This is a genomic window from Streptomyces sp. NPDC014734 (assembly GCF_043083325.1).
In the GTDB taxonomy this organism is placed as follows: Bacteria; Actinomycetota; Actinomycetes; order Streptomycetales; family Streptomycetaceae; genus Streptomyces.
Genome location: NZ_JBIBYN010000009.1, coordinates 192,583 through 213,595 on the forward strand (window position 1 = coordinate 192,583; position 21,013 = coordinate 213,595).

17 protein-coding genes are annotated in these 21,013 nt (G+C 73.7%); 12 read left to right on the forward strand and 5 right to left on the reverse strand.

What is annotated here, in order from left to right; translation table 11 throughout:
• Positions 1-70: 70 nt before the first annotated feature.
• On the forward strand, positions 71-1,585 hold the full coding sequence (locus ACF1CT_RS17175) for a hypothetical protein (RefSeq protein WP_391784659.1): 1,515 nt from the start codon (positions 71-73) through the stop codon (positions 1,583-1,585).
• Here the strand turns inward: ACF1CT_RS17175 and ACF1CT_RS17180 are convergent.
• Genes ACF1CT_RS17180 through ACF1CT_RS17190 form a run of 3 tightly spaced genes read right to left on the reverse strand, consistent with a single transcriptional unit; the run spans position 1,554 to position 5,733 of the window.
• Positions 1,554-2,795, reverse strand: a complete 1,242-nt coding sequence (locus ACF1CT_RS17180; RefSeq protein ID WP_391784660.1) for a hypothetical protein — start codon at positions 2,793-2,795, stop codon at positions 1,554-1,556. The two genes, ACF1CT_RS17175 and ACF1CT_RS17180, sit on opposite strands and share 32 nt — an antisense overlap.
• Positions 2,792-4,471, reverse strand: a complete 1,680-nt coding sequence (locus ACF1CT_RS17185; protein ID WP_391784661.1) for a lipopolysaccharide biosynthesis protein — start codon at positions 4,469-4,471, stop codon at positions 2,792-2,794. Before ACF1CT_RS17185 ends, ACF1CT_RS17180 begins: the two co-directional genes overlap by 4 nt.
• Positions 4,468-5,733 carry a glycosyltransferase gene (locus ACF1CT_RS17190; RefSeq protein WP_391784662.1) on the reverse strand — a complete coding sequence of 422 codons (1,266 nt, stop codon included), beginning with the start codon at positions 5,731-5,733 and terminating at the stop codon, positions 4,468-4,470. Before ACF1CT_RS17190 ends, ACF1CT_RS17185 begins: the two co-directional genes overlap by 4 nt.
• A 187-nt stretch (positions 5,734-5,920) precedes the next feature.
• On the opposite strand from ACF1CT_RS17190, the gene ACF1CT_RS17195 reads away from it, so the two are divergent.
• A complete protein-coding gene (locus ACF1CT_RS17195) occupies positions 5,921-6,370 on the forward strand; it encodes an adenylyltransferase/cytidyltransferase family protein (protein ID WP_391784663.1) in 450 nt (149 codons plus the stop codon).
• Here ACF1CT_RS17195 and ACF1CT_RS17200 read toward each other — a convergent pair.
• Both ACF1CT_RS17200 and ACF1CT_RS17205 read right to left on the reverse strand, forming a co-directional pair.
• Positions 6,336-7,070 carry a CDP-alcohol phosphatidyltransferase family protein gene (locus ACF1CT_RS17200; RefSeq protein ID WP_391784664.1) on the reverse strand — a complete coding sequence of 245 codons (735 nt, stop codon included), beginning with the start codon at positions 7,068-7,070 and terminating at the stop codon, positions 6,336-6,338. The two genes, ACF1CT_RS17195 and ACF1CT_RS17200, sit on opposite strands and share 35 nt — an antisense overlap.
• Positions 7,071-7,294: 224 nt before the next feature.
• On the reverse strand, positions 7,295-7,987 hold the full coding sequence (locus tag ACF1CT_RS17205) for a ribonuclease H (protein ID WP_391784665.1): 693 nt from the start codon (positions 7,985-7,987) through the stop codon (positions 7,295-7,297).
• Positions 7,988-8,119: 132 nt separating this feature from the next.
• On the opposite strand from ACF1CT_RS17205, the gene ACF1CT_RS17210 reads away from it, so the two are divergent.
• The 10 genes from ACF1CT_RS17210 (at position 8,120) to ACF1CT_RS17255 (ending at position 20,996) form a co-directional block, all read left to right on the forward strand.
• Complete coding sequence (locus ACF1CT_RS17210; protein ID WP_391784666.1) at positions 8,120-8,311, forward strand: DUF6381 family protein; 192 nt, start codon at positions 8,120-8,122, stop codon at positions 8,309-8,311.
• A 269-nt stretch (positions 8,312-8,580) separates the two neighbouring features.
• Positions 8,581-9,537, forward strand: coding sequence for a PmoA family protein (locus ACF1CT_RS17215; protein WP_391784667.1), 957 nt, complete (start codon positions 8,581-8,583; stop codon positions 9,535-9,537).
• Positions 9,534-10,496, forward strand: coding sequence for a D-2-hydroxyacid dehydrogenase (locus tag ACF1CT_RS17220; RefSeq protein WP_391784668.1), 963 nt, complete (start codon positions 9,534-9,536; stop codon positions 10,494-10,496). Before ACF1CT_RS17215 ends, ACF1CT_RS17220 begins: the two co-directional genes overlap by 4 nt.
• Before the next feature lie 12 nt (positions 10,497-10,508).
• Entirely contained in the window at positions 10,509-11,744 is a 1,236-nt protein-coding gene (locus ACF1CT_RS17225) for a mandelate racemase/muconate lactonizing enzyme family protein (protein ID WP_391784669.1), read from the forward strand.
• A gap of 121 nt (positions 11,745-11,865) precedes the next feature.
• Positions 11,866-12,873, forward strand: coding sequence for a LacI family DNA-binding transcriptional regulator (locus ACF1CT_RS17230; protein ID WP_391784670.1), 1,008 nt, complete (start codon positions 11,866-11,868; stop codon positions 12,871-12,873).
• Positions 12,874-13,136: 263 nt separating this feature from the next.
• Positions 13,137-14,309 carry a LacI family DNA-binding transcriptional regulator gene (locus tag ACF1CT_RS17235; protein WP_391784671.1) on the forward strand — a complete coding sequence of 391 codons (1,173 nt, stop codon included), beginning with the start codon at positions 13,137-13,139 and terminating at the stop codon, positions 14,307-14,309.
• A 14-nt stretch (positions 14,310-14,323) separates the two neighbouring features.
• Positions 14,324-15,958 (forward strand): FAD-dependent oxidoreductase, encoded by a 1,635-nt coding sequence (locus ACF1CT_RS17240; RefSeq protein WP_391784672.1) that lies wholly within the window; start codon positions 14,324-14,326, stop codon positions 15,956-15,958.
• A 97-nt stretch (positions 15,959-16,055) separates the two neighbouring features.
• Entirely contained in the window at positions 16,056-17,165 is a 1,110-nt protein-coding gene (locus ACF1CT_RS17245) for a Gfo/Idh/MocA family protein (protein WP_391784673.1), read from the forward strand.
• Positions 17,162-17,887, forward strand: a complete 726-nt coding sequence (locus ACF1CT_RS17250; protein WP_391784674.1) for a polysaccharide deacetylase family protein — start codon at positions 17,162-17,164, stop codon at positions 17,885-17,887. Before ACF1CT_RS17245 ends, ACF1CT_RS17250 begins: the two co-directional genes overlap by 4 nt.
• Before the next feature lie 100 nt (positions 17,888-17,987).
• Positions 17,988-20,996, forward strand: a complete 3,009-nt coding sequence (locus tag ACF1CT_RS17255) for an alpha-mannosidase (RefSeq protein WP_391784675.1) — start codon at positions 17,988-17,990, stop codon at positions 20,994-20,996.
• The last annotated feature ends 17 nt before the right edge of the window (positions 20,997-21,013 follow it).

Genomic DNA, 21,013 nt, shown 5'->3' on the forward strand with positions numbered 1-21,013 from the left:
GCTAGCCGCACGGAATTCCCAAGTGCCTTGATTCGTTAGAGTGTTCACAGATCCGTGGAACGGGGAGCCCATGACGTCCGTGCACGAGGCGGAGCCGTCCGCCCCCGTACCGGAGCGCGGTCCGCGGGACCGGGACCTGCCGCCGACGAAGCCCATGTCATGGGCCATGCTCTCGCGTGCCCTGGCCGTCCCCCTCACCCTCGCCCTCGTCTGCTTCCTGCCCGCGGTGATCGCCGCGCAGCCCGGCTCCGGCGTGCGGGACACCGCGTACTGGTTGCAGCTCGTCCTCACCTGCTATGCGGGGGCCCGGCTCGCGACCATGATCCTGTCCACCCGGCGGCGCCTTCTGCAGGGCGTGTTCTGGATGTTCGTGTACATCGCGATGGGTGTGGCGCCGTTCGCGCAGGCGGTCATCGGACAGACGCCCACGCCGCTGGTCGGACCGCGCTCCGATCTGATGACGGCCGTGGCCCTGGTGCTGGTGGGCTGCGCCGCGTTCGACCTCGGTGCGCTGCTGGCGTCCCGGCGCCCGCTGCGCGACCGCGCCACCGCCCGCTCCGCGAACGGCCCGGCCACCGCGCACCGGGTGCGGCTCAGGCTGCTGGTCCTGCTCGCCCTCGTGGCGAGCGGCTACTACGTGCTGAAGCTCGGCGGACCGGCGATCTTCTTCACCAGCAGGCAGGAGATCAGCGACTCGGTCGCCGTCAGCGGGGTCGCGTCCGGCCAGTCGAACGTGGGGTCGGCGTTCCTGAAGGGGTTCGGCACCGTGCCTGCGCTGCTCGCCCTGCTCTTCTACACCCGTCGTCTGGTGACCTCGCGCCGGGCCCGGCGCTCCCCCTCGACGGTGCTGGTGTGGTGTGTGCTGGCGGCCCTCAACGTGATCGTCAACAACCCCGTTTCCAATGCCCGTTACTGGTTCCTGACGGTGCTGGTGTCGTTGTTGTTCACCGCGTTCCCGAGCAGCGCCGCGATGTACCGGTCGGTGCTGGCCCTGGGGGTGGTCGGGGCGCTGGTGCTGTTCCCGTACGCGGACCGGTTCCGCTACGACGGCGCGGGGTACCGGCCGGTCGATTCGTCGTCGGTCTTCGAGCCGCTGGCCACCAAGGACTACGACCAGACGGTGATGTTCGCCAACACCCTCGCCTGGGTCGACACCCGCGGCCACACCTACGGGCGTCAGCTGGCGGGGTCCGCGCTCTTCTTCGTGCCCCGGTCGGTATGGAGCGGCAAACCCGAGGACACGGGGGTGCGGGTCGGCCAGTGGATGGGGATGAACATGACCAACCTGTCGGCACCGCTGTGGACCGAACTCTGGGTGGACTTCGGCGCGGTGGGCATGACCGGGGCGTTCGCGCTGGTCGGGTACCTCGCCGCGCGCGCCGACCGGCGCTACGCGCGGGCGGTCTCGCGGGCCGGGCCCGGCCCGGGCAGCGTCACGGCCGTCGTCGTGCCGTTGATCGCGGGCTACACCTTCATCCTGTTGCGCGGTCCGTTGCTCCAGGCCATGGGCAAACCGGCGATCGCCCTGCTCTGTCTGCTGCTGGTCACCAGCTTCAGGAGGCGGGACGGACGGAATCCGTACTGACCGGCGCCGGTGCCCCGGCACCGCCGCGGCGCAGCCGCGCCACCCGGATCCAGGTGGCGACGGCCTTGCAGACCGACCCCAGGCACAGGCCCCAGGCCGCTCCCGGCACCCCGGCGAGCGCGTGGCCCCCGACGAGGAACGCGACGGCGGCGAGCGAGAAGACCACCTGGATGGGGAGGGTGGTGCGGGGGTCGAGCATCCGCAGGGCCAGCAGTCCGCTGGTCCCGACGGCCATCGCCGCGTACTGACTTCCGGTCGCCGGGAGCAGTGCCGCCGCCGTGGGCCAGGTGTCGCCGAGCAGGTGACGGCCGATCCGGTCGGGCAACAGGGCGAGTGCGGTGGCCCAGAGCACGGCCGCGGCGGCCAGGACGGCGGCGAGCATCGCCGTGGCACGTACCCGCCGCCGCGGGGGGAGCCGTCCGAGCAGTGGCGGGCCGAAGCCGGTGGCGGAGGTGAACAGCACGTTCAGCGGTCCGAAGAGGGTGGTCGCACCGCGCAGGGCCCCGACGACCAGCGAGTTTCCCACCGTGCCGAGTGCGAGCACGGACAGTTGGCTCGTGGCGTTGCCCACCCCGAACTCCACGACGAAGCGCCGCCCGAGGTGGCCCCGGCGCAGCGGTGCCCCGGGCCGCAGCGGTGCCCCGGCCGTCCGGCGGTGCAGCAGGACGGCGGAGAGGAGCAGCGCGGGCAGTGCGGACAGGCCCCAGAGCATGACGAGCCGGGCGGCCGTCGTGCCGTGTTGCTGTGTGCCCAGCGCTCCCAGCGCGCAGGCCAGCCGGAGGCTGTCGCCCGCGAGCGCGAGGTGTGGCAGGTGCAGGGCGGAGAAGGCGTAACGCACGACGTCCTGCCCGAGGACGACCGGCAGGACGAGACCCAGCGCCGTCAGGGCGTCGGCCGTGGCCCCGGGTAGGGGCAGGCCGGCGGCGGCGAGCAGGGCGCCGAGCGCGGCGGCGGCGAGCAGGGTGAAGGCGACCGCCGACCGGCATGCGCCGCGCACCTCGTCGTCCGCGCCGCGCCGCAGCACGAGCGGCTGCCCGGTGTGGGCGCCGGACACCCCCAGCAGCACGGTGAAGACGAGGTAGACCGTCGAGAACCGGGCGAAGTCGGCCACGGTGGAGAGCCGGGCGGCCACCACCAGCACCAGGATGTTGGTGAGCGCCGCCACGCCCTGGTCCGCGACCGAGCAGGCGATGGCGGTGCGTGCTCTCATCCGTGTCGCGCGGTGGGGTCGAAGGCACGCAGGCCGAGTGTCTCGGCCGGGTCACCGGTGTGTTCCGGGCCGCCGCCGTGTCGGCCGCCCCGGCCGGGCACGGCGTGTTCGGGGGCCGCGCGGCGCCGGGCGGCCCGGGTACGGGCGCGGCGTTCGTGGCGGCTGGGGGCGGGGTGCAGCAGGGCTCCGAGGACACTGCCGCCCGCCGCTTCGACGATTTCGTGGATCCGTTCCAGGTCGCTGCGGTGCACCTCGCGCGGTTCGCAGACCACCATGACGCCTTCCACCCGGTCGATCAGCGCGACGGCGTCGGCGTACGACAGCACGGGTGGGGCCAGCACGATGACGACGGTGTCCGGCCGGTCGGCCTCGTCGGCGATCCGGCTCACCGGCGCGGAGGTCAGGGCGCGCGCCACGTTGTCCGTGCGTCGCCCCACGATCAGGGTGAAGGCGCCCGCACCCGGCACGTCCACGTTCATCCGGCTGTCCGACGGCCAGACGCGTCGGCCCTGCGCCGGTGGGCCGAGGACGGCGTACCCGGCCGGTACGAGGTCCGCGGCCAGCGCGGGGGTGCGCAGGTCGGCTTCGAGCAGGACGACGTCCCGCCCCATCTCGGCGAAGGCCGCGGCCAGGTTGGCCGCGGCGGCGCCCGCGGCGGCGTTGTCCCCGCGCGGCGCCGTGACCAGGAGCCTGCGGCGGCTCGCGAACGACGGGTCGTAGGCGAGCCGGAAGGCGACGGCCCGGTACTCCTCGGCGAGCCGGCTGCCGCCGCGTCCGATGGCGAGCAGGCGGCCGGCGGACGCCCGTTCCCTGGGCAGCGTGCCGAGGACGGGGGCGCCGAGCGAGCGGACCAGTTCCCGGGTGGAACGCACGGCCGGGTCGAAGACCAGGCGCACCCAGGACAGCAGCAGTCCGAGCGCGAGCCCGACGACGGAGCCGAGCCCCAGCAGCAGGAGCAGCCCCGGACCGGTGGGCTCGGTCGGAGCGGCGGGCTTCTTGGTCAAGTAGCCCGGGGTGGTGTCCAGGGCGCGCAACTCGGAGATCTTGCGGTTGAGTTCGGAGATCGCGACCACGAGGTTGGCCCGGGCGCCCGCCGCGTCGTTGCTCCCCGTGGCCTGCTCCGCCAGTTGGTCGCGCTGCTCGGTGAGCGGCTCCAGCTGGGCCCGGTAGCCGTCGACCATGTTGGCGATGCTGTTCTCGCTGCGCTGTCTGCGGATCTCCAGATAGGCGTCGGCGAGCGCCTGGGCCCGTGCACGTGCCAGGGCCGGTGTCCGGCCGGTGTAGGCGAAGCGGAGCACCAGGGTGTTCGGCGGGCTGGTGACCTGGAGGCCGGAGAGCAGGGGGCCGACCTCCACCGGGTCGCCGTTCCGGGCGAGGACACCGGCGGCGAGCGTGCCCACGGTGTCGCTGACGGCGGTCTGCCGCTCGGAACCGATGTTGATCCCCTTGTCGGCGGAGGCGCCCGCGGCGAAGGGGTCCGAGACGGCGGAGCGCACGACCACCTCGCCGGTCGACGTGTAGCTCTTCTCGCCGCTGAGGGCGAGCCAGCCTCCGCCGAGCAGCCCGAGGGCCACGCCTGCGGCGAGCAGGGCCCGGTACCGCAGCAGCTGACGGAACTGGTCCCGCAGCAGGGCCGGTTCGTCCTGGTCGTCAAGCGCCCGGATCGGGTGGGTCATCGGTGTGGTCTCCCTTGTGCGTCCGCGAGGGCCTCGGTGAGCAGGGCGTCGAAGCGGGCCAGGGCCGCTTCCCGGCCGAGATGTCGTGCGACGTAGCGCGGGCCGTTGGCGCCGAGCGCGTCGGCCGCCTCCGGTGCCTCGACGAGCGTGCGTACCGCCGACAGCAGTGCGGCGGGGTCCTCGGGGCCGACGAGCACCCCGGCCGCGGAGCGGTGGATCTCCTGGGCGGTGCCCCCCGCCTCGGCGACGGAGGCGACGACCGGGCGGCCGGTGACGAAGTAGGAGGTGAGTTTCGACGGGACGCTCATGTCGAGCACGGACGCGCGTTGGGTCACGGCGAGGACGTCGGCGGCGGCGAGGACGTCGGTGAACGTGCGGGCGTCGGCCGGCGGCAGGAAGTCGAGGTTGTGCAGGCCGGCCGCGCGCCCGCGCAGCACGTCGCGCTGGTTGCCGTCGCCCATGAGCACGACGCGCACGTCCGGGGCGAGCCGGGCGGCGTCGACGAGGACCTCCAGGCCCTGTTTGAGCCCCATGTTCCCGGAGTGCAGGACGACGGGGGTGCCCTCGTCCCATCCGAGGCGTGCCCGGGTGGCGGCGCGGTCGGCCGAAGGTGCTCGTACGTGCGACCAGTTGGGGACGACACGGATGCGACCGGGGTCCACTCCGTACGCGGCGACGTGTGGCACGAAGCTCTCGTGGATGACACCGACGAGCGCCGCGCTGCGCAACGCGTGGCGCTCCGCCGCCGAGGCGAGCGCCGCGGCCCGGCCCCCGCCCCTGATCCCGCTCTGCGCGGCGGCGGCACCCATCAGGTCCTGCACGACCGGCAGGTACGGGACGCGGTGACGGCGGGCGAGCCGGGCCCCGAGAACCCCGCCCGCGAGGCTGGGGATCTGGGAGACCACCGCGTCGGGCGGCCTCGCCCCGGGCGGCGACACCACGCCGTGGGCGAGCACCGTCGCCTCGAACGCGGCTCTGCGCAGAGCCGTCTGACGGGTCGGTACGTAGTGCCTCCGCCGATGGACGAGGACCCCGGCCCGCCGCTCGGTGATCCGCCACGCACCGCGGTAGTCGTCCTCGGTCCGCCACGACGGGTAGTGCGGCATCCCGGCCAGTACGTGGGTCTCGGCCCCGGACGCCGCCCAGTGTTCGGCGAGCTGCGCGGCGTACGGGCCGATGCCGGTCAGTTCCGGTGCGTAGTTCGTCGAGACGACGAGCAGCGCACGGCCCTCGAACGGACGGTGACGGCCGGTTTCGGACATGGGCACCCGCCTTCCCCCACGGAACAGTCCCAAAGTGAGCTTATCCGTTCACGGGATGCGCAACTGGACCTCGCAGTAAGGTCGTTGCACCACCAACACCGATACCGGTGCCCCGTTTCGCCGGACGGCGCGTCCGGACGGCGCCGCGGGACACGGGCGTCGCGTTCACCGTGGGGGGAGAGTACGGATGGTGTACAGGGTCGGCTACGCCCCGGGGGTCTACGACCTCTTTCACATCGGGCACCTCAACATCCTGCGGCACGCCCGCAGCCGGTGCGACTACCTCGTCGCGGGCGTCGTCTCGGACGAGATGGCCGCGCTCGCCAAGGGGCACGCCCCGGTGATCCCGCTGCCGGAGCGGCTGGAGATCGTGCGCAGTGTCCGTTACGTGGACGCGGCGTTCGTCGAGACCGTGCCCGACAAGGTCGAGACCTGGCAGCAGGTCAGGTTCGACGTCATCTTCAAGGGGGACGACTGGCGGGACACCGAGAGGGGCAGGCGGCTGGAGCGCGACTTCGCCGAGGTCGGCGTCGAGGTGGTCTACTTCCCGTACACCGTGCACACGTCCAGCACCCAGTTGCGCCGGGTGCTGGACGCGCTGGTCAGCCGGGATTCCGGATCGCTCTCAGCTCCCTGAACCACTTGCCGAGGAACACGACGAGGAACAGCGCGTGCACGACGCCGAGCGCCGCGTAGCCGACTCGGAACGCGGCCTCGTCGCCGAGCAGCAGGAACACCAGGCAGAACACGCCGTAGTCGGCGGGCAGCAGGGCCGCGGCCCGCAGCCGCGAGGCCCGGGCCGGTCCACCGCCGTCCGGGGCGGTCCCGGCCGCCGCCGCGCGGCCGAGCTGTTCGCGCAGCAGCCCGGCGCAGAAGGTCAGCACGGCGGCGAACAGGAACCCCAGGGGCAGGAGCAGCCAGCCCTCGGAGGGCAGGTCGAAGAACCTGCGGAACGAGATGAGCACCGCGCCATGGACCAGGATCAGCTTGGCGCAGTCCACCACGTGGTCCAGCCACTCGCCGTCCGGCCCTCCCCGCCCGGTCAGCCGGGCCAGCTGTCCGTCGGCCGAATCCAGGGCGAAGCCGATCGCGAGGCCCGCGTACACCATGACCGCGAGCCCCCAGGACGGCCGGAGGAGCGCCACCGAGGCGATCGCTGCGAAGGTGAACAGGGCGCTGATGGAGGTGACCTGATTGGGTGTCATCCCCATCCGGTGCGCGCCCGCCGCGAACAGCCGGCCGACCGGGCGGTTCACGTGGCGCGAGTACAGGGACACCCCCTTGGCCGTCTTCTGCGCACCGCGCAGCTCCCGCAGCACCGTGGTCGTGCTCCCCATTCGCCCCCCAGCGTGTCGCCGTCCCCGGCGGGGGGGGCGGGGGCCCCCCCGCCCCCCCCCCCGCCCCCCCGCCCCCCCCCCGGGGCCCCCCCCCCGGGGGGGGGCCCGGGGGCGGGCGGCCACCCCGCCGCCGGAGCCGCATCATGGCACGCGGGGCACCTCCCGCGCGGGCGGTCGCCCGGCTTCGGCCGGTGGCCGTGCCCGGCGGCCGTCGCACCGGCGGGTCAGGACCCGGCGCGGCACTCCGGGTGGCCCCAGCCGGTCGGGGACTTGGCGATCATCTCCTGTGCCGCGTAGGGCCTCCCGCAGTGGCAACGGCCCGCGTACCGGGCCCGGATGGTGCCCCCGGACCGCGTGGAACGGGCCGCGCCGCCCGCCTTCTTCGCCGGTGCGCGCCCGCTCCGGCCCTCGGTCGCCCGCGCGGGAGCGGGGGTCGGCAGCCGGGTCGTCCCGTGCGCCGTCCCGGCCGGCCGCTGCGTCGTCGCGGCCTCGCTGGCCGCCTGGTCGGCGAGGGCGTTCAGCGGATCCCCGTCCACCTGGTGCGCGGGAACGTACACGAACGTCACGGACCGCCCGGTGAGCAGGTCGTCGATGCCCATGACCAGCTCGCGGTTGGCTACCGGCTTGCCCGCGGACGTCTTCCAGCCGTTGCGCTTCCATCCCGGCAGCCACTTCGTCACCGCGTTCATCGCGTACTGCGAGTCCATCCGCACCTCGACCGGCGCGGCCGGGTCGGTGGACTCCAACAGCTCCCGCAGTGCGGTGAGTTCGGCGACGTTGTTGGTGGCGGTCCCCAACGGTCCGGCCTCCCAGCGCCGCGGCCGGCCCTGCGCATCCGCCACGACCCACGCCCAGGCCGCGGGTCCCGGATTGCCCTTCGATGCGCCGTCACACGCGGCGATGATGCTCTCGTCCATGCTCTCGATCATGCCAGCGCCGGACCGGCCCTCCGGCACGCCGTCACGCTGAGTGATCCTTCGAGGTGCGGTGGCCGGGTACCGCTGGTTCTCTGAGGGGGCCCGCTCTTCCCGATCACACAAGGAGTGATGATGAGCGTTGCACGTGAATCCGGTGACCGTGCGCAGCAGCTGCGTGAGAAGGCCCGGCACATGACCGAGGCCGCGGAGCGCACCACCGACCCCGATCAGCGGCGGCGGCTCCAGGACAAGGCCCAGAAACTCCGGGAGCAGAGCGAGCAGCAGGGCACCACGGGCGCCGGCGGCATGCGCCCGCCGAAGTAACGACCTGCCGAAGCAACAACCTGGGGAGCAACACGTCTCCCCCCTGTCTCAGGGCCCTCGCCTGTCTCGGGGCCCGTGCGAACGGCCGACCGCCCCGCCGCTCCTCCGAGCGAGCGCCCGGCGTCGGCCGCTTCGCCGTCCCCCGACGGCCGGCCCCGCCCTCGTTCGATGCCCGTTCCCCGTCGGCGCGCCTGCCCGGTTGACGTGCGTCCGCAACAGGCCCTAGGTTGCGGTAAGCGCTTTCCAGACGCACTCGGGAGACTCGGGACATGAGCGGTCCACTGCGCATCACACACACCCCCGGAGACCGGATCACGGTGACGGAGGAGTCCGGCGGCATCGACCTGATCAGTTACGTCTACCGCCCGGAAGCGGCCTGGGAGGCCCCGAAGCCCTACATCCACCCCATGCGCACACTGGCAGACAACGTTGTCACCGACTACCGGCCCCACGACCACCGGTGGCACAAGGGCCTCCAGATGACGGCCTCCCACCTGTCCGGCCAGAACCTGTGGGGCGGCAACACCTACGTGCACGGGCAGGACTACCTGCGGCTGCCCGAACGTGTGGGGTCGATGGCGCACCTGGGGTTCGACGAGGTGACCGCGGAGGGGGGCCGCGCGGTCGTGGTGGAGCGGCTGAGCTGGCGCCACCACGACGGCACCCACTGGGCGGACGAGCTGCGCCGGGTGGAGATCCACGACGTGGAGCGCTCCGGGCGCGGCGGGGTGGCCGCGAACGGCGCGGGCAGCTGGACGCTGACCTGGTCGAGTGCGATCACCAACCGGCGCTCCGAGCCGCTGCGGTTCGGCAGTCCCACCACGCACGGCCGCGAGGCGGCCGGCTACACCGGCCTCTTCTGGCGCGGACCGCGCGCCTTCCGGGGCGGCCGGATCCTCGGGCCGGACGGGGAGGGCCCGGGGCTGATGGGGACGCAGGCACCCTGGCTCGCCTACGGGGGTGAACTCGACGGCGTCGACGGACACGCCACACTTGTCTTCCGGCACGCCCCGGAGAACGACCACACGGGGGCGGGCGGTGCCCATCCGGCGCACTGGTTCGTCCGCGACGAGCCGTTCGCTGCCGTCGCCCCCTCCTTCGCGTTCCACGAGGAACTCGTGCTGGCCCCGGGCGACACCCTGTCCCGCCGTTATCGGGTCACCGTCGCGGACGGCGCCTGGGACCGGGACCGGATCACCGCCCACCTCGCCGAGCACCCGTGGTGAACACCGGCCACCGCCGCACCGACCTGTACGTGGAACTCCCGCTCGACGAGGACGGCCGGGCCCGTCTGCGCGCACTCGCGTGCGGGCCCGTGTGGTTCGCCGAGCCGGGAGCGGCCTCCCCGGCCGACGCCCGCGCCCTCGCCGAGGCCCGCATCGCGCTCGGCAACCCCGGGGCGGCCCGGGTGGCCGAGTCGCCCCGGCTCCGGTGGCTCCAGCTCGCCTCGGTCGGGATCGACGCCTATCTCGGTCTGGACTGGCCGGTCCTCGGCCGCCGGCTGACCGTGACCAACCTGGGGGGTGCCTTCGCCGACCCGGTGGCCGAGTCCTGTCTGGCGGGCGTACTCGCGCTGTACCGCGGCATCGACGAACTGTCCGGGCTGCGTTCCCGCGGCACCTGGGCCAAGTCCGCCGTCCGGCCGCGGCTGCGGCTGCTGGCCGGGGCCCGGGTCCTGGTCCTGGGCCGGGGGGCCGTCGCCCGGCGGTTCGCCGAACTCCTCGGGCCGTTCGGCTGCCGGGTCTCGTACTTCGCGCGGGCCTCGGGCGACCTCCGCACCCCCGCCGACCTCGATGCGCGGCTGCCGGACTTCGACGTGGTGGTGGGGCTGCTGCCCGGCACCCCCGGGACGAGCGGGTTGCTCGACGCGCGGCGGCTGGCCCGGATGCGGCCCGGGGCCGTCCTGGTGAACGCGGGGCGCGGGTCGCTGGTGGACGAGCGGGCGCTGGTGTCCGAGCTGTCCTCCGGGCGGCTCGGCGGTGCGGTGCTGGACGTCACCGAGGAGGAACCCCTGCCCGCCGGACATCCCTTGTGGACCTGCCCGAACGTCCTCCTCACCCAGCACACCGCGGGGGGCTCGACGGACGAGAGCGCGCGGGTGATCGACCTGTTCGCCGACAACCTGCGCCGGTTCGCGGCGGGCGCCCCGCTGCGCAACCCCGTGCAGTGGGCCCGAGGATACTGAGGACGCGACGACATGCACGACGACACGGACACGCGCTTCGGCGCGCTCGTCGACGACGGAGCACGGATCGCGGCGATCCGTCCGGTGCTGCTCAGCGCCCCGTACGCCGACCCGGAGAATCTGGAGGTGCGCGTGGCGCTGCCCACGGGGTGGCGCACGACGGGACTCGTCGAGGTGACCCTCGACGACGGCACGACCGGTCTGGGCGAGGCGTACCTCGCCGTGTTCGCACCGCACGTCTTCGTGTCGACGGTCGAGCTGCTGGCCCCGTACCTGATCGGGCACCCGGCCGGTGAACTGGCGGAGAGATACCGGGACATGGTGCGCGTCACGGGGTACTGGAGCCTCCAGGGGGCGGCCCGGCACGTCGTCTCCGCGGTGGAGGCGGCCCTGCTCGACGCCCTGGGGAAGCGGGCCGGTGTGCCCGCGTACGAGTTGCTGGGCGGCCTCCGCACGGACAGCGTCCCGCTCTACGCCAGCGGGGGCGACTCGACCTCCCCGTCGGCGATGGGCGCCGAGATCGCCGCCGTCGCCGCGCTCGGGATCGGCACCTTCAAGATCAGGGCACGGGGCAACGAGGCGGAGAAGGCGGTGTGGACCCTGGAGCATGCCGCCCCGCACGGGATCGGCGTGGCCGTCGACATGGCGCAGAACCTCGACGACCCCGGCCAGTCGGTGCAGGAGGCGCTCGTGTTCCTCGACGCGGTCAGGGCGGGTACCCGGCATCCGGTGCGCTTCCTCGAAGAACCGCTGGGGCCCGCTCGTGCCCACGAGTACCCCGCCCTGCGGCGGGCGGCGGACTGCGCGGTGGCGGGCGGGGAGACCGTGACCACCGCGCGGGAACTGCTGGACCGCGTGGCCGCGGGGTACTACGACCTCGTCCAGCCGGACGCCACGGTCGTCGGCGGGCCGCGGCAGACCCTCGCCGTCTTCGCCGGGGCCGCGGAACACGGCGTCGCCGCGGTGGTCCACTGCTGGGGCAGTGCGGTGTGCCAGGCGGCCAACTACCACGCCGCGTTCGCCGGCGGCGGGCGGCTGGCCGAGTGGCCGCTGCCCGCCTACGCCCTGCGCTCCGAACTGCTGGTCGAGCCGTTCCGCATCGAGTCGGGCCGCCTGCTCGCTCCCCGGGCACCGGGACTCGGCGTCCGGCTCACCGCGGAGACCGAACGGCGGTTCGCCTTCCGTGGTGATGCCGTCTACCGCTGCCTGGCCACGATGCCACCCGCCGAACCGGGCCGGTGGAGGTAGGCTCCGCCGAGCGCCGCATCCGCTTGCGCACGCAATGGGAAAACGCTTTCAGTGCGGCTATCGTAGCCCTATGCCGAGCCAGGTCAATCGACGTTCAGCCCGTCCCCGCCCACCGTCCGCCGTGACGCTCCAGCAGGTCGCGCAGGACGCGGGGGTGTCTCTCGCCACGGCTTCGCGCGTCCTCGGCGACAGCGACCGCAACGTCACCCAGGAGCTCCAGGAGCGCGTCCTGGAGGCGGCCGCCCGGCTCCGTTACGTGTCCAACGCACCGGCCCGCGCACTGGTGCAGTCCACGACGTCGCTCGTCGGCCTGGTCGTGCACGACGTGAACGACGCCTACTACGCGGCGATCGCGGCCGGTGTCATGGAGGTGGCCCGGGACCACAAGCTCCTGGTGATGCTGGCGGGCACCTTCCACGAACCCGCCCTGCAGACGGAATACGTGGCGCGGCTGCGCGCGCAGCGGGCCCGTGCGGTGGTCCTGGCCGGTTCGGGCTTCACCGACGCGAGCCCCGCACTCGCGCAGGAGCTGGAGGCGTTCGCGGCGCAGGGCGGCCGGGTGACCGCCGTCGCGCACCGGGACCTGCCGGTGGACACGATCGTGCCGGGGAACCGCGAGGGGGGCCGGGCGGTCGCCGAACACCTCGCCCGGCTGGGGCACACGGAGATCGGTGTCATCTGCGGACCGCTGGGGCTGGTCTCGGTGCAGGAACGGCTGCACGGCTTCCTGGAGCGGGCGGCCGAGCTGGGCATCGCGGTGCGGGAGCGCCACCGCGTCGAGGCGGACTTCACCCGGGACGGCGGGCGGGCCGCCGCCGCCCTGCTGTTCCGCAGGTCCCCCGGGATCACCGCGCTGTTCGCGCTCAACGACGCCATGGCGCTCGGAGCGCTCGTGGCGCTCCGCGACGATCTCGGCCGGAGCGTGCCCGCCGACGTGTCGGTGGTCGGCTTCGACGACCTGCCGGTGGCCTGCGACGTCACACCCGCGCTGACCACCGTCCGGCTGCCGTTGGAGGAGATCGGCCGGCGGGCGCTGCTGCTGGCCCTCGGGGACGCGACGCCGTCGCCGCGCACGCTCGCCGTGCCCTCGCGCCTGGTGGTGCGGGCCAGCACGGCACCGCCGCCCTGACCCGCTTGACCCGCCACCGCCGTCGGCCCGTCCGCCACCGCCGTCGGCCCGTCCGCCACCGCCGTCGGCCCGGCGGTACCGCGCTCACCGGCCGACGGCCCGTTCCCCGCCTCCGATTTGACGCGTAGAACGACCAGGTCACGCGCTTGACGCACTAAGTCGCCCATTATTTCGCGGTAACCCTCTTGAAATAACGCGTTAACCACGACCACACTGCTCTCAACGCAGATTGACGCGTCAAATTTCGGGAGGGTGGTGTCTGGATGAGTGCGTCCGGACCCAAGTACCAGCGCATCAAGGACCAGTTGCGGGCCGAGGTGGCACGCGACGAGTACGAGGCGGGCGCTCCGTTCATCACGCAGAACCAGCTGCGTGAGCGCTTCGGGGTGAGTTCCACGACCGCGGTCAGGGCGCTCAACGACCTCGTCGCGGAGGGTCTGCTGGTGCGCCGCCGCGGCCGCGGCACCTTCGTCGCCGATCCGGCGGAGCGGGCCGCGGAGCCTCTCGCCGCCCACCGGTCCGGGGTGATCGCGTGCGTGATCAGCGGCCAGGGCCCGTACCAGTCCGAGGTGTTGCGCGGGATCGAGTCGGGGTGTTCGGAGCGCGGGCTGCGGCTCTTCTTCGCCGACTCGGCGGTCCAGATGACGGACACCGGCCACGCCGACCACGCCGCGTCGCTGGCCCGCCAGGAGCAGGCACTGCGGCAGGCCGTGGAGGACAGGGTCGACGGGATCATCCTGTACCCCGTCCAGGGCCTGCCCGCGATGGATGTGCTGGACGAGATCAGGGCGCTGCGCATCCCCATGGTGCTGGTCGACCGGTACTTCCCCGGCCTCGCCATCGACGCGGTCACCGCCGACAACTACGACGTCGGCTACCGGCTCACCGAGCATCTGCTCGCCGACGGCCACGAGCGCATCGCGACGCTGTGGGGCGAGACCCAGTGCACCAGCGTCCACGACCGGATGACCGGGCACAAGCAGGCGTTGCGCGCCCACGGACAGCCCCTGCTCCCCCAGTTGACGGCGCTGCGCTCCTACACGGCGCTGTCCGAGGACGACCGCCGGCGGGTGCTCTCCGAACTGCTCGGCGCCCCCGAACCACCGACCGCGCTGCTGTGCGCCCACGGTTTCGCCGTCGCCACCGCCGCCTCCGACCTGGCCGCGCTCGGCATCGCTGTGCCCGACGAGATCGTGCTGGCCGGGATGGACGACGAGGGCCCCTACGACCTGCTGCCGCTCACCAGTTTCGCCGCCCGGCTGCCCGCCCGGGAGATCGGCGGCCGCGCGGTCGAGCAACTGGTCACCCGGATCGCGGAGCGCACGGAGGGCGAGGACCCGTACCGCAGCGCCGAGCAGATCGTGCTCCCCGTCCGGATCAGGACGAGCGAGTCCGTGCCGGTCCGGCTCCGTACCGTCGCCGCCCGCCGGCCCTGAGGGAGGAGACTCCTGTGTCCGCCGCCCCCGCACCCCATACCCGCGAGCTCCGAACCGACGTCCTGGTGGCCGGTTCCGGGCCCGGTGGCCTCGCCGCCGCCCTGACGGCCGTCCGGTTCGGCCACCGCGTCGTGCTCACCGAGGCGGCCGACTGGCCCGGCGGGCTGCTCACCGCGCAGGCGGTACCACTCGCCGACGGCCACCGCGTCGAACTCGACCCGGTCTCCCCCGGCTACCGCGACCTGCGGGAACGCATACGGGACTTCTACCGCCGCAACTACCCCCTGTGCCCGGAGCCCTACGCGGACCCGCTGCTGGACCCGGGCCTCAGCACCACCGGCCACCTCAGCCACGAGCCGCGCGCCGCGCTCGCCGTGGTCCGCGAACTCCTCGCCCCGCACCTCGCGTCGGGGCGGCTCACCGTGCTCCTCGGGCACCGGCCGGTCGCGGCCGGGACGGACGGGGACCGGGTGAGCGCGGTCACCCTGGAGGCGGCGGACGGCTCCCGGCTGACGGTGGGCGCCGCGTACGTGGTCGACGCCACCGACCTGGGCGACCTGCTCGACCTGGCAGGGGTCGAGCACGTCACGGGCGCGGAGTCCCGCGAGGAGACCGGCGAGCCGCACGCCGCCGACGCCGCCGACCCGCTCGACCAGCAGCCGTTCTCCTGGGTCTTCGCCCTCGACCACCGGCCCGGCGAGGACCACACCGTCGACCGGCCCGCGGGATACGGGCGTTGGGCCGACGCCTTCTCCTGGGAGACCGCGGAGCCCGGTGGCGGCCCGGCCCGCCCGGTGCCCCTCTTCCTGCACAAGCCCGACGAGGTCCCACCGTGGGGCGCGCCGCCCAACGACCGCTGGCACCAGCGCCGGGTGCTGGCCCGCAGCCGTCATCTGCCCGGCACCTTCGACAGCGACATCACCCTGGTCGACTGGGAGCAGACCGCCTACGCGCGGCTGCCGCTCGTCGGGGGCGGGGACGGCGCGCGGGCGCGGGCCGAACGGGAGGCACGCGAGCAGGCCCTGTCCTTCCTGTACTGGATGCAGACGAGAGCTCCCCGGCACGACGGCGGCCGGGGCTACCCCGAACTGCGCCTGCGGCCCGATGTGACGGGGACGGCCGACGGGTTCGCCATGGTCCCGCACATCCGCGAATCCCGGCGCATCCGGGCCGAGTTCACGCTGCTGGAACAGCATCTGACCGCGGAGGCGCGGGCCGGGGCGCGGGGCGCGGAGACCTTCGCGGACAGCGTGGGCACCCTGCGTTCGCGGATCACCCTGCACCCCGGGACCGGCGGCGGGCCAGGACTCGACCTGGAGTGCCTGCCGTTCCAGCTGCCGCTGGGCGCGTTGCTGCCGGTGCGAGTGGAGAACCTGCTCCCGGCCGGGCGCAACGCGGGCGCCACGCATGTCAGCGCGCCCGCGCTCGGCGGGCACGCCGGGCAGTGGGGCATCGGCGAGGCCGTCGGCGCCCTCGTCTCGTACTGCCTGGAGCACCGGCTGCCGCCCCGGGCGGTCCGCGGATCCGAACGGCGGCTCACCTCGTTCCAGAACAGGCTGAGCGACTCGCTCGGCCTCGCCCTCGACTGGCCGGACCGGCTCCGTACGGGGCCCGTCACCAGCGCCGGGCCGCTGTACGCCACGCTCTGACCACCCTCTGCCCTTCCCCCGGAAGGGCACTCCCCCGCGCTGCCGGAAAGCGCTATCCGCTTCCGGTGGCCACCGCACTCAGCCTGGACGGCCCTCTGTGACTGCGACTCCCTACCGTGTCCTGCTCGTCGGCGCGGGCAACATCGCCCGTGCCGTCCACATGCCGGCGTTCCTCGAACTCGCCTCGGACTTCCACGTGGTCGGCGCGGTCGACGCCGATCCGGCCGCGGCCCGCTCGTTCGCCGCCGACTTCTCGCTCCCGCACCACTCCACCGACCTCGCGGCCTCGCTCGACGGGACCGGGCCCGACCTCGTCGTCGTCGCCTCGCCGCCCGTCGCCCACCGGGAGCAGGTCGTCGCCGCCCTGCGGGCCGGTGCCTGGGTCTGGTGCGAGAAGCCGCCCGCGCTCAGCCTCGCCGAGTACGACGCCATGACCGCGGCGGAGGGCGAACAGGGGCCGTTCGCGCCGATCGTCTTCCAGCACCGGTTCGGATCGGGCGCCGAGCACGCGAAGGCGCTGATCGCCTCCGGCGAGCTGGGGCCCCCGCTGGTCGCGCACTGCCAGACGACGTGGTATCGCGACGACGCCTACTACGCGGTGCCGTGGCGGGGGAAGTGGGCGACGGAGGGCGCGGGTCCCGCCATGGGTCTCGGCATCCACCAGATCGACCTGCTCCTGGAACTGCTCGGGGACTGGGCAGAGATCCGGGCCATGGCGGGGAGGCTGGCCCGCGACGTGGAGACCGACGACGTCACCACCGCCACCGTCCGGTTCGCCTCGGGCGCCCTGGCCACCGTGGTCAACAGCGCCCTCTCGCCGCGCCAGCTGAGCCATCTGCGAATCGATCTGCGGGACGCGACCATCGAGTTGAACCATCTGTACGGGTACGGGAACGGCGACTGGACCTACACCCCGGCACCGGGTGTCGAGCCCGCCCGGGCCGCCGGCTGGACCGCTCCCACCGAGGACGTCCCCAGTTCGCACGCCGCCCAGCTCCGCTCGCTGCTCGCCGACATGCGGGCCGGGCGCCGCCCCCGGGCGAGCGCCGGGGACGGCCGCCGCTCCCTGGAGCTGATCACCTCCATGTACAAGGCGGCGCTGACCGGACGTACCGTCCTGGCCGGGGAGATCGGCCCCGGCGATCCCTTCTACACGGCCCTGCACGGCTCCGTGCCCGGCTGGGCACCCGAGGGGTCCGCGCGATGAACGAGGGGAGCTACCGGCGGGTCGACCGCGCCCTGCTGCTCACCTTCGACGACCGGCACGTGCGCGAGTGGGCCGCGGTCGCCCCGCTGTTCGCACGATACGGAGCACGTGTCACCTTCTTCGTCTGCGAGCCGGACCGGCTCGACGGGGACGAGGCGCGCATGTTGCGCCGACTCGCGGACGACGGCCACACCATCGGCTGCCACGGTATGCGGCACGAGCGGGCGACCGACTTCGTCGCCGCGCACGGCGCGGGTGCCTATCTCGACCGGGAGGTGGTGCCCGCCCTGGAGTCGCTGCGCCGCCTCGGCTTCCCGGCGCGCGGTTTCGCCTATCCGTGCAGTGCCCGCGACGAGAGCACCGACCGGCTGCTGCTCACGCTCTTCGAGCGGCTGCGCGGCGGCGTGCCTGCCGAGCGCCGCGCCGATCCCTCGCTCGCCGACGAACTGCGCGTCCCCGCCGCCGAGCTTCCCTCCCGGCGGGTCCTGCCCGGCTGCTCGGTGGACTCCGGACGTGGCGCCGTCGTCTTCGACGACGACCTGACCGGTGTCGAGGCGGCGTTGCGCCGGACCTCGGACGAGGGCGGCGTCACCACGCTCTACGCCCACGGCGTCGCCGACGCCCAGGAGACCAACCACATCACGCCGGCCCGGCTGGAGAAGCTCCTCGCCCTCGCCGACGACCTGTCACTGCCCTGCGTGGGCTTCGACGAACTCCCCTGACCGCCCCTCTCCTCCCGTCACCCGTCCCGTGCCGCTCCCGGCCGGATCGGCACCGCCCCGCCTGCCCACCGCCTCCCTCCACCAGAGAGACCCCGCACCCATGCATGACGACCGCACACTGACCGAGGAACGTCTCGACCGCGCCCTGCGCGAACGCATCCGCCCCGCCGTCCACCCCCGCAGCGTCCCCCTGGAGTTCGAGGTCTGGCACGCCCCCGGCGAGCCGGTGCCGTTCGACGAGGCGATGGCGGCCTCCTTCGAGCCCGGGGCGGTCGGCGACGCCTGGGGACCTGCCTGGGGCACCAGCTGGTTCCGGGTGACCGGCCGCGTCCCGGAGGAATGGGCGGGTGAGACCGTCGAGGCCGTCATCGACCTCGGCTTCGCCCGGGACCGGCCGGGCTTCTCCGCCGAGGCACTGGCCCACCGGCCGGACGGCAGCGTCGTCAAGGCCCTCAACCCGCTCAACACCTGGCTGCGGGTCGGCGACCCGGTGGCGGGGGGCGAGCAGTGCGCGTACTACCTGGAGGCAGCCGCCAACCCGGAGATCCTGGACGGGGTCAGTGCCCTCGGCGACCAGGAGACCGCGGGCGACGAGCCGCTGTACCGGGTCGAGCGGATGGATCTCGCGGTCTTCGACCGGCAGGTCTGGGAACTGGTCCAGGACCTGGAGGTGCTCGACCAGCTGATGCGTCAGCTGCCGGTCGGTTCGGCGCGCCGCTGGGAGATCCTGCGCGCGGTGGAGAGCGCCCTGGACGCGCTCGACCTCGACGACGTGGGCGCGAGCGCGACCGCCGCCCGGGAGGCGCTGCGTCCGGCGCTCTCCTCCCCCGCGCACGCCTCGGCGCACCGGTTGTCCGCGGTGGGTCACGCCCACATCGACTCGGCGTGGCTGTGGCCGCTGCGCGAGACGGTCCGCAAGGTGGCCCGCACCACGTCCAACGTGCTGGCGCTGATGGACGACCGGCCGGAGTTCGTCTTCGCGATGTCGCAGGCGCAGCAGCTGGACTGGCTGCGGGAGCACCGTCCGGAGCTGTACGCACGGGTGAAGGAGAAGGTCGCGGCCGGGCAGTTCGTCCCGGTGGGCGGGATGTGGGTGGAGTCGGACACCAACATGCCGGGGTCGGAGGCGCTGGCCCGGCAGTTCGTGTACGGCAAGCGGTTCTTCCTGGAGGAGTTCGGGGTCGAGACGGAGGAGGTGTGGCTGCCGGACTCGTTCGGCTACTCGGCGGCGCTGCCGCAGTTGGTGGCGCTCTCGGGTTCGCGCTGGTTCCTCACGCAGAAGATCTCGTGGAACACCACGAACCCGTTCCCCCATCACTCGTTCCTGTGGGAGGGGCTGGACGGCACCCGGGTGTTCACGCACTTCCCGCCGGTGGACACGTATGTGGCGGAGCTGTCCGGCCAGGAGCTGGCGCACGCCGAGCGCAATTTCCGGGACAAGGGGCACGCGACGCGCTCGCTGGTGCCGTTCGGCTGGGGCGACGGGGGCGGCGGGCCCACCCGGGAGATGCTGGCGCGGGCGGAGCGGCTCGCGGACCTGGAGGGGTCGCCCCGGGTGGCGATCGAGCGGCCCGCGGACTTCTTCGCCGCCGCCGAGGCCGAGTACGAGCGGCCGCCGGTGTGGCTGGGTGAGCTGTACCTGGAGCTGCACCGGGGCACGTACACCTCGCAGGCGCGGACCAAGCAGGGCAACCGGCGCAGCGAGCACCTGTTGCGGGAGGCGGAGCTGTGGGCCGCGACGGCGGCGGTCCGGGCCGGGTTCGCCTACCCGTACGAGGTGCTGGACCGGGTCTGGAAGACCGTGCTGCTGCACCAGTTCCACGACATCCTGCCGGGTTCGTCGATCGCCTGGGTGCACCGTGAGGCGGAGGCCACGTACGCCCGGGTCGCCGAGGAGCTGGAGGCGGTCATCGGGGCGGCGCAGCGGGCGCTGGCGGGCGACGCCGACGGCGGGGTCGTCGTCTTCAACGCGGCCCCGCACGCCTGGGCCGGGGTTCCCGCGGGAGGCGCCTCCCACGCCGCCGGGCGGCCGGAGCGGCCGGTGGCGGCCGAGGCGGTCGGCGACGGTTTCCGGCTGGACAACGGACTGCTCCGGGTGACGGTGGACGCGCGGGGCCTGGTGGTCTCGGTGGTCGACCTGGTGGCGGGGCGGGAGACGGTCGCGTCGGGCCGCGCGGCGAACCTGCTCCAGGTCCACCCCGATCTGCCCAACCACTGGGACGCGTGGGACGTCGACGCGTTCTACCGCAACACCGTGACCGACCTGACCGAGGTGGACGCGGTGCGCCCGCACGACGACGGGGTCGAGGTGGTCCGCACCTTCGGTTCGTCGCGCATCACCCAGGTGCTGTCGCTGCTGCCGGGGGCCCGGCGGCTGGACATCGCCACCGAGGTCGACTGGCACGAGCGGGAGAAGTTCCTCAAGGCGGCGTTCCCGATCGACGTGCGCGCCGACCACTCCACGGCGGAGACCCAGTTCGGGCACGTTCAGCGGCCGACGCACACCAACACCAGTTGGGAGGCGGCGAAGTTCGAGATCTGCGCCCACCGGTTCCTGCACGTCGGCGAGCCCGGCTGGGGTGCGGCGCTGATCAACGACTCGACGTACGGGCACGATGTGACGCGCACCGTCGGCGAGGACGGTTCCACCACGACGACGGTGCGGTTGTCGCTGCTGCGGGCTCCTCGCTACCCCGACCCGGAGACCGACCAGGGCGTGCACCGCCTGCGGTACGCGCTGCTGCCGGGGGCGACGGTCGGGGACGCGGTGCGGGAGGGCTGGCGGCTCGGCCTGCCCGAGCGCCGGGTGCCGGGGAGCGCCGAGGTCGCGCCGCTGATCTCGGTCGACGACGACGCGGTGGTCGTGACGGCGGTCAAGCTGGCGGACGACGGGAGCGGGGACGTGGTGGTACGGCTCCACGAGGCACACGGCGGACGTGCCTCGGCGCGGTTGACGGCGGGCTTCGCGCCGGCCGGTGCGAGCGTCGTGGATCTGCTGGAGCGTCCCCTCGCCGCCGCGTCCGTCGAGTGGGAGGGGGATGTGGTGCGGTTGCGGCTGCGCCCGTTCCAGATCGTGACGCTGCGGCTCGCGCGGGGGGACGGCGCGTGAGTGTACGGGGTGGGTGC

What these genes read in the sequence shown, in the direction of transcription:
- ACF1CT_RS17175 (WP_391784659.1), top strand. Translation starts at nt 71, where the DNA reads ATGACGTCCGTGCACGAGGCGGAGCCGTCCGCCCCCGTACCGGAGCGC.
- ACF1CT_RS17180 (WP_391784660.1), bottom strand. Translation starts at nt 2,795, where the DNA reads ATGAGAGCACGCACCGCCATCGCCTGCTCGGTCGCGGACCAGGGCGTG.
- ACF1CT_RS17185 (WP_391784661.1), bottom strand. Translation starts at nt 4,471, where the DNA reads ATGACCCACCCGATCCGGGCGCTTGACGACCAGGACGAACCGGCCCTG.
- ACF1CT_RS17190 (WP_391784662.1), bottom strand. Translation starts at nt 5,733, where the DNA reads ATGTCCGAAACCGGCCGTCACCGTCCGTTCGAGGGCCGTGCGCTGCTC.
- ACF1CT_RS17195 (WP_391784663.1), top strand. Translation starts at nt 5,921, where the DNA reads ATGGTGTACAGGGTCGGCTACGCCCCGGGGGTCTACGACCTCTTTCAC.
- ACF1CT_RS17200 (WP_391784664.1), bottom strand. Translation starts at nt 7,070, where the DNA reads ATGGGGAGCACGACCACGGTGCTGCGGGAGCTGCGCGGTGCGCAGAAG.
- ACF1CT_RS17205 (WP_391784665.1), bottom strand. Translation starts at nt 7,987, where the DNA reads ATGGACGAGAGCATCATCGCCGCGTGTGACGGCGCATCGAAGGGCAAT.
- ACF1CT_RS17210 (WP_391784666.1), top strand. Translation starts at nt 8,120, where the DNA reads ATGAGCGTTGCACGTGAATCCGGTGACCGTGCGCAGCAGCTGCGTGAG.
- ACF1CT_RS17215 (WP_391784667.1), top strand. Translation starts at nt 8,581, where the DNA reads ATGAGCGGTCCACTGCGCATCACACACACCCCCGGAGACCGGATCACG.
- ACF1CT_RS17225 (WP_391784669.1), top strand. Translation starts at nt 10,509, where the DNA reads ATGCACGACGACACGGACACGCGCTTCGGCGCGCTCGTCGACGACGGA.
- ACF1CT_RS17235 (WP_391784671.1), top strand. Translation starts at nt 13,137, where the DNA reads ATGAGTGCGTCCGGACCCAAGTACCAGCGCATCAAGGACCAGTTGCGG.
- ACF1CT_RS17250 (WP_391784674.1), top strand. Translation starts at nt 17,162, where the DNA reads ATGAACGAGGGGAGCTACCGGCGGGTCGACCGCGCCCTGCTGCTCACC.
- ACF1CT_RS17255 (WP_391784675.1), top strand. Translation starts at nt 17,988, where the DNA reads ATGCATGACGACCGCACACTGACCGAGGAACGTCTCGACCGCGCCCTG.